Below are 14806 nucleotides of genomic sequence, written 5' to 3'. Positions count from 1 at the left end.
TCATGCCTAAAAACGTACTTATTACAGGAGCAACATCAGGAATTGGCGAAGCAACGGCGCGTGCCTTTGCTAAAGAGGGGGGGAATGTCATCCTAACAGGTCGCCGTGTGGAGCGTCTTCAAGCCTTGAAAGAAGAGCTCCAAGCAACCTATCCCAATCAAAAAGTTTGGACTTTTGCACTGGATGTTACCGATATGGACATGGTCAAGGATGTTTGCCAAGCCATTCTCAAAAGTGTGGGGCAAGTCCATGTCTTGGTCAATAATGCAGGCCTGGCACTAGGCCTAACAGCCTATCAAGATTATGAAGAGTGGGATCTACTGACCATGCTCGACACCAATGTCAAGGGCTTGATGATGGTGACACGTCAGATTTTGCCAAGTATGGTAGCTGCCAATGAGGGCCATATCATCAATATGGGCTCTACAGCAGGCATCTATGCCTACGCGGGCGCCGCCGTTTACTCAGCTACCAAGGCCGCAGTGAAAACTTTCAGCGATGGTTTGCGTATTGATACCATTGCGACAGACATCAAGGTGACAACCATTCAGCCCGGTATCGTTGAGACGGATTTTTCTCAAGTTCGCTTTCACGGTGACAAGGACAAGGCAGCCAAGGTCTATCAAGGTTTGGAAGCCCTCCAAGCCCAAGATATTGCGGAAGCAGTCCTCTACGTCACCAAACAACCACGACGTGTCCAGATTTCAGACATGACCATCATGGCTAACCAGCAAGCCACAGGGTTTACGATTCATCGGGGAGAATAAATAGATGATAAAAACATGGCACCAAGCTGTGTTTTTTTATTCAAAATTTTCCAAAACTATGAAAGAACCCGTGAAAATGCTATAATGTAAGGGATTACGACAATATTGAAAGGATAAGTCATGCCAGCAGTTACTCCAGAACTTGAGATAGAACGTCAATTAATCGAGCAATTAACCTCTGGTGAGAGCCAGTGGACCTACCGCCCAGACTTAAAAAATGAAGATCAATTATGGGACAATTTTTTTGATAAGTTAGCGCAAAATAACGTTGCCCTACTCGCTGACCATCCCTTGACTAAGCAGGAGAAGCGCCAAATCAAGAACCAGCTTAGCTTCATTAACTATTATGAAGCTGCTAAGTGGTTGGCAGGTGAAAATGGTATTGCTAAAGTCGAGGTACAGCGTGAAGATGCTAGCCTTGGGACTATCCGACTTTCTGTCATCTGGCGTGATAATATTGCTGCTGGAAAATCCAGTTACGAAGTGGTCAATCAAGTTGAACGTGACAAGGCTTATCCACAAGATCAGGACCGTCGATTAGATACGACGCTGATGATCAATGGCCTTCCTCTTATCCATATCGAGCTCAAGAGTCCTCGTGTGGCCTTTTTGGATGCCTTTCATCAAATCAAAAAGTATGACCGTGAAGGAAAGTTCCGGGGCATTTATTCCAGTTTGCAGATGTTTGTTGTGACGAATAAAGTAGATACACGTTATATCGCAGCTGCACGAGAGGATAAGCTTAATAAACAATTCTTAACATCTTGGGTGGATAAAGATAATAAACCCATGACCAGTCTCATGGACTTTGCCCACGAAGTCTTGTCTATTCCACGTGCCCATCAGATGGTGATGCAGTACTCCGTTATTGATGATAGTAAAAAAGCCCTCATCCTCTTACGTCCCTATCAAATCCATGCCATCGAGTCTGTTCAAGATGCCTCTCGTCGTCAGGAATCAGGCTATATCTGGCATACCACAGGTTCTGGTAAGACCCTAACCTCTTACAAGGTGGCTCGCAACCTCTTGCAGATCCCAGCTATCCAAAAGACCATCTTTGTCGTCGACCGTAGGGACCTTGACCAGCAGACGACCTCGTCCTTTCTCTCTTATGCGGCCAATGATGTCATTGACATCGACGAAACAGACAATACCCATGATTTGGTCAAGCGTTTGGCAGGAAATGATAAGCGAGTGATTGTGACGACTATCCAGAAAATCACAACCATGATGCGTAAGTTTGGAGAGGGTAAATACCAAAAGGATTCGGGAAAAATCAAGGACCTCCGTGTAGCTTTCGTTGTGGATGAGTGTCACCGAGCGGTCACGCCTCAGACGCAAAAAGACATCAAGGGATTTTTCCACAATTCGCTCTGGTATGGCTTTACTGGTACACCGATTTTCAAGGAAAATAAACGCAAGCAATTAGGCGATTTGGCACAAACCACCCACCAACAATATGGCGAACGCCTACACGAGTATACGGTCAAAGAAGCCATCCATGACGGAGCAGTTCTGGGATTCAAGGTGGACTATCGGAATACTATTATTTCGCCTATTCCTGAAAAAAATCTTCCTGACTCTGTCTATGAAGATAAAGAGCACATGCTAGAAGTCTTGGATGCTATCCTAAACAAAAGTTATCAACAGTTGGGCTTTCCAAATGGTGTGGGCAAGACCTACGAGGCTATCTTAACGGTTAAGTCCATTCCACAAGCCCAGGCCTATTACAATCTGCTCAAGAGTATCAAGGCAGGACAGGAACGTGTCAAAGTGTCAGAGCGAGCTAAGCGCGTGCTACCCGACTTTCCAAAGGTGACGGTCACCTACTCTGTGTCGGAAAATGAAGAAGAATCTATCGACTACCAAGACCACATGAAACAGGTCATGGGCGACTACAATCAGGAGTTCGGTACCCATTTTACTATGGCTGATTTGCGTGGCTTTAACACGGATATCAATAATCGTTTAGCCAGAAAGTTAGACAAATACATTCCTCGCAATGAGCAGTTGGATTTGGTCATCGTCGTTGACCGTCTTTTGACAGGTTTTGATGCCCCATGTCTATCCACTCTCTTCATTGACCGTAAGCCCATGCGTCCACAGGATTTGATTCAAGCCTTTAGCCGTACCAACCGCATCTTTTACAGTAAAAAGCGTTATGGCCATATCATCACCTTCCAAAGACCAGAGGCCTTTAAAGAGGCTGTGGATAATGCCCTTAAGCTCTACTCAAACGGTGGTGAAAATGACGTTACTGCCCCAGACTGGGCAGAAGAAAAAGCTAACTTCATCCAAGCCTGGATAGACTTTCAAGTAAAAGTGGAAGATGTGGAAAACTATGTCATCACGATTGAGCAGGCCACTAGCCCACAACTCCGTCGCATTGCCAAGGCTTACCAAACCTTTGACAAGTATCTGGCATCTATCCGTGTCTATAGCGAATACGATGAAGTGGCTATCTATGCGGAGACAGGCCTATCAGATGAAAAGCTCGAAACCTATCTGGGAATCTATCAAAATATCCTAGCAGAGCTCAAAAGCCGAGCAGAAGACGATGGTGATGATAATCTCTTTGACATCCACTACGAACTGGAATCAGTCCAAGTCGACGAGATTAACTATGCCTACATCCTGACCCTGATTCAAAGTATGATTCAGCAGGAAGAGGATAGTCCACAGGCCCTCAGTGACAAAGATATCGAAACGGTTGATAACTACATCCAGAGTCTGGAACGCACCAATCCAAAATTAGCCGAAATCATACGAAACCTGTGGAAAGAAGTCCAAGCCAATCCTAAAGATTACCAAGGACAATCTATCACTGGCGTCTTGGACAGTATGATTGAAGCCATTATCGACGACCATCTCAAACGATTTGCCAGAGAATGGTATGTTGGACTCGATGAACTTCGTTACTATGTCCAACACTATCGTAAGGGTGCTAAGAAGCAATCTGGCGAAAGCCAGCTTACTAAGAGCCAACGCTATAAAGACTACAAAGCAGAAACAGCTGATGCCCTCAACCCGCTCAGCTACAAAAGACACATCAAAGAAGCCTACACCAAGCTCATTGAAGAGGTTATTGAACCGCTGAGAGTAGGGAGGTAAGAGAGAGTTACAATGAAAGAAACGGAAGTTCTTAAAAGACTTGGAATAAGAGGTAAAAATGAATTAATTTCTTTGCAACAGTTTTCAGATATTTTAGGGTGTATCTGGTTAAAAGGAAACTATTATGAATTAACACCTAAAATTCCTCATCTAATCGATAAAATTGAATTTCTAAATAGTTCAGATGGCTTTCACCCTATTGATATTAATAAAAAAATAACACTAAATTACAATCGTAAAGATATAGGTAATTTGCAAAGAAAAAATAGATATGTAGGTTGGAAGGTGAAATTTCCAAGGCAGGCTTTATTAAAAGAAGATTTATCAGATTACTATACGACAAATGATGGTATTCCTCATAACAATATTGTCCATAGAGGTCACCTTTTAGGAAAACAATTTAAGAAATTTCTTTTTGATAGTACTTCTTTAAAGAACGATACAATTCATTTTTTTGATAAAAATAACATTGACAATATATATCAACAATTTAGTCGAGCAAATTGCAATGATAAGTCTAATAATGGTCAGTTATATTTTGAAAAAATTGTTAGTGGAATTATCGAAGACTATATTAGTATCGGGATTTACGAGAGCTGCTATTATGAAGTTGAAGCAATCTTTTTAAAAATAACTGATGAAATGCCAATAGGAAATAGGATTTTATTTTTTGATAAGGAAAATTTTGAAAATAGTTTTCATGTGTTTATTCCAAATGTCAGTGAAGAATATGTGCTCAAAAATTCTTGTTATCTAAAGTATAGGAAACTTTATAAATCAGGATTTTCAAAAAAGGAATTATAGTTTATAGGGAGTAATTATAATTGTTAACAAATGATCAATTAGATGAAATTGTAAGAGAGTTTTATTATCAAGAGACAGAAGGGGAATATTGGGATTTTAAAGAAAAACCATATTTCTATGAAGGTCAAAGCGAAAAGGATAAAAACAAGAAAAAGGGAGACCTTCTCCATGATATAATTTGCATGGCAAATAATTTAAGTAACCGTGATGCCTACATTATCATGGGTATTCAAGATAAACCCGTTAAGATAACAGGAGTTAAGCAATTCTCGAATAAGTGGACACAAGAAAATTATCAGGATTTTTTACAAAATTTAACTTGGGCTGGAGATATGATTCCTACAGTTGAATTTCGAACTATTAATAATGGAGATTTAGATGTTTTAATTATAAAAAAATCAAATAGGGTTCCATTTTACATAACTAAAAAGTATAGTAAAGTTAGAGAAAATCGAATTTATGTTCGAAAAGGTTCTAAGAACACTGCAATTGATAGTCAGGCAGAAATAGGTGATATTGAAAAGTTATTCGAATTTAGATTTGGGTTAACACCCTATCCTAAAGAACGTGTGATTAATTATATATGTGATCATGATCATTGGGTTGAGATGAAGGGAAATTATGAAACTCGTTCTTGGTACTATGAGAAATTTCCTGAATATACAATGGAATTAGTTGATGATCCACAGAACGATGAACTCAGAGCCCCAGTTTATGCACTTATCCATCCCAACGCAAGAACAACATGGCAGATTTTACGCATAAAATATCACCAAACAATCTTGTTGGAGTTTAGTTCACATTATGTTGACGAATATAGGGGGCTTTCTGTTCAACCAAAGTATAATTTTTTAAAATTATTCAATGGAATGGACGATGTAAAGTTTTCATCTATGTATTATTATTACTTATCTGATTCCGTTGAAATAAACTTGATGTATTTGTTAAAAGAATTACTTCAACAAGACGGTGAAGCATGGAGAAGGCATTTAGGCCTAATTCCTGTTTTTTATGACGATGAAGAAAGAAATGCTATTGAAGAATATATTGAAGAAAATAAATCTGCTATTCTTGTGGAAATAAAAAAGGAAAGTGAAAACATTTGCCTGGGGTATAATTATGATGGGGATGAGAAACGAAGTAAATGGGATCAAGAAGAAATAGCAGTAACCAAAGTTGTAAAAAATATCTTAAATGAGTATAGGGAAAAGAAGGTATATGAAAAAACAAAGTAATACCCCACAAATTAGATTTCACAATTATAAAGAATTATGGGAATGCGATAGATTAAAAAATATCTTCAGGACTATTAGAAATGCTTTTGTAGGGACCGCAACTCCTTATTATGTTGAAGAGGGTCATTTTTATCTAGAATCGAATAACGTTAAAAATGGTAAAATTAATTACAATTCTCAAATTTTTATAAATGATGAATTTTATGAAAAACAAAGAGATAAGTGGTTGAAAACGAATGACATCGTAATGGTCCAATCTGGACATGTAGGTCACACAGCTGTTATTCCAAAAGAATTAAATAATACAGCAGCCCACGCATTGATAGTTTTTACTGATTACAAAAAAGAAGTAAATCCGCATTTTTTAAATTATCAATTTCAATCTAGTAGTAAGAGAAAAGAGATTAATTTAATTTCTACTGGTAATACTATCAAGCATATTTTAGCTTCAGAGATGAAAAGCTTTAAGATGGATTTTCCTACAGTTGAAGAACAATCTGCCATAGGCTCTCTTTTCCGTACTCTCGACGACCTTCTGACTAGCTACAAGGATAATCTTGCTAACTACCAATCACTCAAGGCGGCCATGCTCTCGAAGATGTTTCCCAAAGCTGGACAAACAATTCCTGAGATTCGTTTAGATGGTTTTAAAGGTGAGTGGGAAATAAATAAACTAAATAAATATTTGACTGTTTCTAAGCAGAAAAATACTCAGCTGAAATTTGATAAAGACGACGTTTTATCTGTATCTGGGGAGTTTGGAATTATCAATCAAATACAATTTCAAGGACGATCTTTTGCAGGTGCATCTGTAGAGATGTATTCGATTGTTGATACGGGAAATATTGTGTATACAAAAAGTCCTTTAAAAGCTAATCCGTATGGAATCATAAAAACAAATTATGGAATTCCAGGGATAGTTTCGACTTTGTATGCTGTTTATTTACCTAACGAAAATGTATTTCCGGGATTTGTTGAGAGATATTTTGAAAATGATTTAAGATTGAACTCATATTTAAAACCATTAGTTAATAAAGGTGCTAAGAATGATATGAAGGTTTCTGACGAAAATGCATTGTTAGGAGCTGTCATTTTTCCTCAATTAGAGGAACAAGTAGCAATTTCAGACTATTTTACAAATCTTGATAAATTTATTCAATCACACAAGGATAAAATTTCTCAGCTTGAAACGCTCAAAAAGAAACTTTTGCAGGATATGTTTATTTAGAAGGAATAAAGATGACAAGTTTATTTGAAAATTTTCAAGTTACTTTGGTGATGTACTCGGCTCTTTTTTCATTAGTTGGTTCATTTATTGGCTTCTTACTTCAAACAGCTGTTCAATACTACATATCTAGTAGGGGAAGTGTCAATGTTTATGTTAAATCTGTATTTAATAAGGTGACTCAGAAGCCTTGGGGATTTCATCATTCAGCAATTGGATTGACGTTCGATGTCCCACTATGGGTTGAAATTCATAATACAAAATCAAAAAGACAAACTATTAGAAATATGAATTTGGTTCTTTATAGTAAGGGAGCTCCTGTTACAAAAATGATTCAGTATAGTGGATTTGAACAAAATGAAAAAAGTTATCAATATGGAGAAAATGGTGCTTATTCGTTTTTATTAGATTCTCATGAGCTAAAAAGATATGATTTAGATTTTGGAATATCTTACGATGCGGTTGGTTGTGAATTTGATGAAGTATGGATTTCTTATTATGATTTTAAAGACAGGTATCATAAAAGTAAGCTATTTGACGTTAAGGATCCATGGACTATCACGAAGAATGAAATTGATGATGATTGGAGAAAGATTAGTTAAATTACTATTATGACCTAGGAGACCAACATGGTATCAGTGACGCAACGTATTAAACAGATTAAGCAGCCTCGTGGTGGTTATCTACCTGTTAAGACTTTTACAGTGACGACGCTTGATGATGGCCAGGTTCTTAATCCTGAGGAGTCTATTGCGGCTAGTTTGGTTGGAACTGCTGTTGACTATCTCAGTCGTTTCATGGATGGAACAGCTGTTGAGGAGGCTTTTGAGATTTCCTTGCTTGGTGCTCGTGCCATGAGGATGGAGGCTAAGGTTTTTGGTCTTCTGGATGATGTTAAGGGGCTGGACGATTTGTCGATTATTAAGGCTTGTCAGTTGGCAGGATTTGATAGTGCCTTTCGTGCTGGTCCTCTGGCTTATCGTCCAGTGGAGGGGATTGTTCCAGATCAGGCGACTATTGCTAATATTCGTATCATGGTTGAGCGTAGTTTGAGATTTTTCAAGGCCTTTGGTCCTGTGACTGCGGATGGTTTTACCATGGAAGGGGCTTATACGGTTACCATAACGACTGGTGATGGGGATTTCCTAACCAAAGATACCCTTTGGGACTTTAAAGTCACCACCACTAAGCCTAATAAGGACCATACCTTGTAGCTACTGATTTACTATCTCATGGGTAGGGGTTCGATTCATCCAGAGTTTCAAACCATTGAACATCTAGGCATTTTTAACCCACGTCAAAACACTATTTACCAACTTCCTATTTCCGAGATTTCAGATCAAGTCATCAAGGAAGTTGAGACAGACGTGATTGGCTATTAGAACGAATAGGATAACATTCAAAAATACAAAGAAAGAAACATTATGTCAGAAACAACACAAACCTCCCAGTCGCTTTATCAAGCCTTGTGGAACTCAGCGGATGTGCTCCGCTCTAAGATGGATGCCAATGACTACAAGTCTTATCTCTTGGGCATGGTCTTTTACAAGTATTTGTCGGATAAGATGCTCTTTTTCGTGGTAGAGACCATGGAGGAGGAGACAGAGAGCTTGGAAGAGGCACTGGCAGTCTATCGCAAATACTACGAGGATGAGGAGACTCACGAGGACCTCTTGGCAGTCATCACTGATGAGATGAGTTATGCCATTCATCCTGACTTGACCTTTACGGCCTTGGTAGAGCGAGTGAATGATGGAAGCTTCCAGCTAGAGGACTTGGCTCAGGGCTTCCGTGATATTGAGCAGAGTGACGAGCTTTATGAAAACCTTTTTGAAGACATCGACCTCTACTCTAAGAAACTTGGGGCGACTCCTCAAAAGCAAAACCAGACGGTTGCGGCTGTGATGAAAGAGTTGGCTGTCTTAGATGTGGCAGGTCATGCTGGTGACATGCTTGGTGATGCTTACGAGTACTTGATTGGTCAGTTTGCGACGGATTCGGGTAAAAAAGCTGGTGAGTTCTATACACCGCAACCTGTTGCCAAGCTCATGACTCAGGTTGCCTTTTTAGGTCGTGAGGACAAGCAAGGCTTTACCCTTTACGATGCGACTATGGGGTCAGGCTCACTCTTGCTTAATGCCAAACGTTATTCACGTCAACCACAGACAGTGGTTTACTTTGGGCAAGAGTTGAATACCTCAACCTATAACCTGGCACGTATGAACATGATTCTGCATGGTGTGCCGATTGAAAACCAGTTTTTACATAACGCTGATACCTTGGATGAGGATTGGCCAACTCAAGAGCCGACTAACTTTGATGGTGTTCTCATGAACCCACCTTATTCAGCCAAGTGGTCTGCTAGCTCAGGTTTCATGGATGACCCTCGTTTCTCACCATTTGGGAAACTAGCACCTAAGTCTAAGGCTGATTTTGCCTTCCTCTTGCATGGTTACTATCACTTGAAGCAAGACAATGGTGTTATGGCCATCGTCCTACCTCATGGGGTGCTTTTCCGTGGTAATGCTGAAGGGACCATTCGTAAGGCTTTGTTGGAAGAAGGTGCTATTGATACGGTTATCGGTCTGCCTGCTAATATTTTCTTTAACACCAGTATTCCGACGACGGTTATCATTCTCAAAAAGAACCGCACCAATCGTGATGTTTACTTTATCGATGCCTCTAAGGAGTTTGATAAGGGGAAAAATCAGAACATCATGACGGATGCCCATATTGAAAAGATTCTTGATGCTTATAAGAGCCGTGAGGATATGGACAAGTTCGCTCATCTGGCAAGCTTTGAAGAGATTGTGGAAAATGACTATAACCTTAATATTCCTCGCTATGTGGATACCTTTGAGGAAGAAGAAGTGGAGCCTTTGACTGAGATTGTGGCTAAGATTAATCAGACCAATGCGACAATTGAAAGTCAGACAGCCTCACTTCTTGACATGCTTGGCCAGCTTCATGGAACGACCAAAGAAGCAGACGAAGAACTCAAGGCTTTTGTGGAAGCATTTAAGGGCTAGTTGCAAGCTTTCATTTACTTTTTCCGAATAATAGAAGTAGAGGGGCCAACCCTCTATTTTTTCTTAAGGAGAAGTAGATGGAAAAAAGACACAATCATGTCTCACCAACCTTGGATATCATGGCTAAGAAGATTTTTAGCCTGCCTGAGGTGACGGTGGCATTTATTCGAGACATTTTGGATTTGGATGTTGTGGATGCTCAGATTTTGGAGGGGACACAGCTTCATAAAAAGGACTTTGATGAGGATGAGCTCTTTTCAACCTCGGTGGATGTTCGGGCTAAGTTGAATGATGGAACCGAGGTTATCATTGAGATTCAGGTGCGTAAGCAGCATTATTTTCTCAATCGTTTTCATTATTATTTGGCCAACCAGCTGGTGGAAAATGTGCAACAATTACGTCAACAAGGGCAGACGCATAAGATGTATGAGCAGATGGAGCCGGTCTATGGCATAGCTATCTTGGAGAAGACCTTGTTGCCAGATGAGGAGTCCCCGATTAATACTTATTGGATGGTCAATAGTCGGACGGGCAAGCCTTTGAATGCCTACTATAAGGATGGGAAACGGCAAAAACTTCTTCAGATTGCCTTTTTAGAGTTGGATAAGTATAATAAAGGTAAACATATTACGGATGAAGGGCGGCAGTGGCTAGAGTTTTTTGGAAATCTCCCATTTTCTAAGGAACCTAGTCAAGCGGTCACGCATGCCGATTCATTACTGGATTCATCCAGCTGGACACAGGAGGAAAAGGCGATGATTGATGAACGCATACGTATTCAAGAAAATTATGACATGACTATGGAAACAGCAATTGATGAAGCGCGTGAAGAAGGCTTGGAACGAGGCCGTCATGAGGAACGCTTAGAGTTGATTCGTAAGATGCTCTCAAAAGGTCTACCGTTAGAAGTGGTGTCAGATGTGACTGGTCTATCACTTGAAGAACTAGAGGTATTGTGATCGTAAGATCTAGCCGATTAAATCATTTTTTTGAACAGAAAGAGGTATTTTTGCCTCTTTCTTATTTTTTGCTGTTTAACATTTGTAATACTAAAACATTCGAAAAATAATACTTTGAATCGTAAAATTAAAAAAGACTATCAAACGTTTGACAGAAATCTGAGAAAAAGGATTTCAGGTATTTCTCAAATTTTATTTGATAGTTCTTACTAAATAGGGCTTTTTAAGGACTTGTTAAAATGGATTACTTAGCCTTTTATTTTGTTTTGTTTTGAATTTTAAAAAAGCATCATTAAATATATTGAATATTTGAGATTATCTGTTTCTAGTTTCAAGAATAGCTTGGGACTAAAATGGAGAGATTGTGAAAGTTGTCAGTCTTTTGCCAAATACTCAGGTCGCCTAGAACAACGACCTAAAAACCACTGTAACAAGCAGTCAGTTTGCCTCAGAAGATATTCGCTTTAATTTTCTTTTGAATGAGAAATCTGTGGATGTAATCTCAAGTAAAGTCATGGCGGTTATGGCATCTGAAACATTAGCTTCAGAAGCAACTTCGATTGCAAGCTCTGAAGATGTTGTCAAAGAGATTGGCAGTGATTTGTCAGAATTGGCGGAAGGCAAGAAGGATGACACACCTAAAAATATCGCCCGTATTTATAAAGCAACCGAGGCTAATCAGGTAGTTAAGTCTTCTGAAAGTCAGGGTGATTCTTCCAAAGAAAAAGGAAAATCTCAGACTTCAATGGTTCTCTTTCTTGTCGGAGTTGCTGTTACACTAAGTATATCTACAATTTATTTTACTAAACAAGGTAAGAAAGCAGGGAAATAATAGGGAAGAAGTATCCAGTTAGATAGGTTTTTTACGTATGCCTAGCAATACCAACAAAGCAAATGTCGTTACAATGACAGAAGCAGATGCACTAGCCCAAGGAAAACGACACACGTCTAAAGAGTAATACAAAAGCTGGACATCTTGTCCAGTTTTTTTTGTAAAACGACTCACATTTTACCACTTTTATCTGAAAATTTGATATACTGAGACTATTAAAGATACTTGAAAGAGAGGTTAATTGACTCTTTTTCAGTACAAGAAAGGAATAAAAATATGATTTGGATTATTATTGCCATTATTGTTGTTCTTGTGATTTTTGTTATTGCAAGTTATAACGGCTTGGTTAAAAGCCGTATGCAAACCAAGGAGGCGTGGAGTCAAATTGATGTTCAATTGAAACGTCGTAATGACCTCCTTCCTAACTTGATTGAAACGGTTAAAGGTTACGCTAAATATGAAGGTTCAACGCTTGAAAAAGTAGCAGAACTTCGTAATCAGGTAGCAGCTGCGACTTCTCCTGCACAAGCTATGCGTGCCAGTGATGAATTGACTCGTCAGGTTTCTGGAATCTTTGCGGTAGCTGAAAGTTACCCTGATCTTAAGGCTAGTGCCAACTTCAGCCAGCTTCAAGAAGAGTTGACGAACACTGAAAATAAAATTGCCTATTCGCGTCAACTTTATAACAGTGTGACAAGTAACTACAATGTGAAATTGGAAACATTCCCAAGCAATGTTATTGCCAAGATGTTTAGCTTTAAGGCTGCTGAATTCCTTGAAACACCAGAAGAAGAAAAAGCTGTGCCTAAAGTTGATTTCAGTGGACTAGGTAACTAATATGTTATTTGATCAGATTGCTCGAAATAAGAGAAAGACTTGGCTTTTGCTTCTGGTCTTTTTCCTCTTGTTGGGCCTTGTTGGCTACGGTGTCGGCTATCTTTGGTTAGGTTCAGGATTTGGTGGTCTGATTCTTGCCTTAGTTATTGGTTTTATCTATGCCGTTACCATGATTTTCCAATCAACTAATGTCGTTATGGCTATGAACGGTGCACGAGAGGTTGATGAACAAACAGCTCCAAACCTTTATCATGTGGTCGAGGACATGGCTATGGTGGCCCAAATCCCAATGCCACGTGTCTTTATTGTCGATGATCCTTCAATGAATGCTTTTGCGACCGGATCAAGCCCTAAGAACGCTGCAGTAGCTGCTACGACAGGTCTTCTTGCGGTTATGAATCGTGAGGAACTTGAAGGAGTTATCGGACATGAAGTAAGTCATATTCGCAACTACGATATCCGCATCTCTACCATAGCAGTTGCCTTAGCATCTGCCATTACCATGCTAGCTGGGATGGCTCGTAATATGATGTTCTGGGGTGGAGGTCGTCGTAGAAATGATGATGACCGTAATGGAAGTAGCGGTTTGGAAATTATTCTTCTCATTATTTCTTTGATTGCCATTATTCTGGCGCCTTTGGCAGCTACTTTGGTTCAGTTGGCTATTTCACGCCAGCGTGAATTTTTAGCTGATGCTTCTAGCGTCGAATTGACACGTAACCCACAAGGTATGATTAACGCTCTGCTCAAACTTGATAATAGTGCGCCAATGCAACATCACGTGGATGATGCTAGCGCAGCCCTCTTTATCAATGACCCTAAAAAGGAATCTGGTTTGCAGAAGCTCTTTTATACCCACCCACCAATTTCAGAACGGGTGGAACGTTTGAAACAAATGTAATATGGGAGAGGCTAATCGTGTGATTGGTCTCTTTCTTTTAGCAGTTATTTTCTTTTTTAATTAAATAAGTAAGTATTATACCTAGCCAAGTCAACATATTTCTGGCATAATAGATATATGAAACTAACGATTCAACGAATGGCTCGGATAGCTATTCTGTCAGCTCTGGCAGTAGGATTGCGGTCAGCATTTATAGGATTGCCAAATATTCAGCCTATTACAGCTATGTTTTTTGTGGCTGTTCTTTATTTGGGTTTACTAGATGGTCTCTTGATTATGGCTTTGACCATGTCAATCTCAGGATTCATCTTTGGCTTTGGTCCCTGGGTTTTTAATCAAATCTTGGCCTTCGGCATTTTGATGGCTCTTTGGAGCTTGATTGCACCTAGGTTATCACTTGTTTGGCAGATTGCTTTGGTAACTATTTTGTCCTTTCTCTACGGAGTTCTCCTGGATTATAGTTATGGCCTCCTATTTAAGAGCGGTCTTACCTTTGTTGTTTCTGGCCTTCTTTATGATACCTATCATGCAGTATCGACGCTTCTATTCTATCCATTTATTCAGTCTATTTTTAGGAGATTTTTGAAATGAAAAAATTATTGATATATTTAGCTCTTGCCTTTTCTCTTGTTACTTTAGCTGCTTGTGGAAAAAATGAGGCTGCTAAACCTACTAGTAGCACAAACAATCATCAGTCTAAGGTTCAAGGTCAGGTTACTTTGATTTTAAAAACTGAAAAGGAAAGTAAGAAAAAATCTGTAGAATTCAAAAAAGGTGATACGGTCCTTGATGTTTTAAAAGAAATATATCCTGTTCAAGAAAATGATGGTTTTATTACTGAAATTGATGGAATTTCTCAAGACAAGGAGAAGGGGATTTATTGGATGTTTGATGTCAATGGAAAAATCGGTGAGAAAGCCGCTAATCAACTTAAAGTTCAAGATGGTGATGAAATTAAATTCTATCAAGAAAAGTATAATTAAGATTTTAGACTCTAATTCAGAGTCTTTTTTTATAAAGTTCGGAAATAGGTCTAATAATTTTTTCAAAAAAGTCGGAAAATTGCAAAATAACTGACGATTTACAGAAAAATAGTTTACTTTTGT

General features: G+C 39.1%; 13 protein-coding genes and 2 pseudogenes. All 15 read left to right on the top strand.

Annotated features, from left to right (window positions below; genetic code table 11):
• The first annotated feature begins 2 nt into the window (after positions 1–2).
• Positions 3–767 (top strand): SDR family NAD(P)-dependent oxidoreductase, encoded by a 765-nt coding sequence (locus ADF62_RS07770; RefSeq protein WP_048788535.1) that lies wholly within the window; start codon positions 3–5, stop codon positions 765–767.
• A gap of 120 nt (positions 768–887) precedes the next feature.
• Positions 888–3878 (top strand): type I restriction endonuclease subunit R, encoded by a 2991-nt coding sequence (locus ADF62_RS07765; RefSeq protein ID WP_048788534.1) that lies wholly within the window; start codon positions 888–890, stop codon positions 3876–3878.
• 12 nt (positions 3879–3890) lie between these two features.
• Positions 3891–4682, top strand: a complete 792-nt coding sequence (locus ADF62_RS07760) for a hypothetical protein (protein WP_048788533.1) — start codon at positions 3891–3893, stop codon at positions 4680–4682.
• A gap of 20 nt (positions 4683–4702) precedes the next feature.
• Positions 4703–5917 carry a helix-turn-helix domain-containing protein gene (locus ADF62_RS07755; RefSeq protein WP_048788532.1) on the top strand — a complete coding sequence of 405 codons (1215 nt, stop codon included), beginning with the start codon at positions 4703–4705 and terminating at the stop codon, positions 5915–5917.
• Positions 5901–7145: a restriction endonuclease subunit S gene (locus ADF62_RS07750; protein WP_048788531.1), complete on the top strand. Its 1245-nt coding sequence runs from the start codon at positions 5901–5903 to the stop codon at positions 7143–7145. Before ADF62_RS07755 ends, ADF62_RS07750 begins: the two co-directional genes overlap by 17 nt.
• Positions 7146–7156: 11 nt before the next feature.
• Positions 7157–7744, top strand: a complete 588-nt coding sequence (locus ADF62_RS07745) for a hypothetical protein (RefSeq protein WP_048788530.1) — start codon at positions 7157–7159, stop codon at positions 7742–7744.
• Positions 7745–7771: 27 nt separating this feature from the next.
• Positions 7772–8524, top strand: a pseudogene (locus tag ADF62_RS07740) (hypothetical protein).
• 42 nt (positions 8525–8566) lie between these two features.
• Entirely contained in the window at positions 8567–10171 is a 1605-nt protein-coding gene (locus ADF62_RS07735; RefSeq protein WP_048788529.1) for a type I restriction-modification system subunit M, read from the top strand.
• Between the two features lie 77 nt (positions 10172–10248).
• Positions 10249–11130, top strand: a complete 882-nt coding sequence (locus ADF62_RS07730; protein ID WP_048788528.1) for an Rpn family recombination-promoting nuclease/putative transposase — start codon at positions 10249–10251, stop codon at positions 11128–11130.
• 490 nt (positions 11131–11620) lie between these two features.
• Positions 11621–11962, top strand: a complete 342-nt coding sequence (locus tag ADF62_RS07725) for a hypothetical protein (protein WP_048788527.1) — start codon at positions 11621–11623, stop codon at positions 11960–11962.
• Between the two features lie 37 nt (positions 11963–11999).
• Positions 12000–12089: pseudogene (locus ADF62_RS11560) on the top strand (deoxyribonuclease); the annotation flags it as partial.
• Between the two features lie 149 nt (positions 12090–12238).
• A complete protein-coding gene (locus ADF62_RS07720; RefSeq protein ID WP_003097456.1) occupies positions 12239–12799 on the top strand; it encodes a LemA family protein in 561 nt (186 codons plus the stop codon).
• Position 12800: 1 nt separating this feature from the next.
• Entirely contained in the window at positions 12801–13700 is a 900-nt protein-coding gene (gene htpX, locus ADF62_RS07715; protein ID WP_002890638.1) for a zinc metalloprotease HtpX, read from the top strand.
• A 117-nt stretch (positions 13701–13817) separates the two neighbouring features.
• The gene (locus ADF62_RS07710; protein ID WP_048788526.1) at positions 13818–14291 is read left to right on the top strand and encodes a membrane protein; all 474 of its coding nucleotides are present in this window, start codon (positions 13818–13820) and stop codon (positions 14289–14291) included.
• Complete coding sequence (locus ADF62_RS07705; protein WP_003093538.1) at positions 14288–14683, top strand: DUF4430 domain-containing protein; 396 nt, start codon at positions 14288–14290, stop codon at positions 14681–14683. Before ADF62_RS07710 ends, ADF62_RS07705 begins: the two co-directional genes overlap by 4 nt.
• Positions 14684–14806 lie beyond the last annotated feature (123 nt).

The organism is Streptococcus sp. 1004_SSPC (genome assembly GCF_001069025.1).
Lineage (GTDB): Bacteria > Bacillota > Bacilli > Lactobacillales > Streptococcaceae > Streptococcus > Streptococcus vestibularis.
Note: the sequence above shows the minus strand (reverse complement) of the source record. Positions and strands in the feature narration are given on the sequence as shown.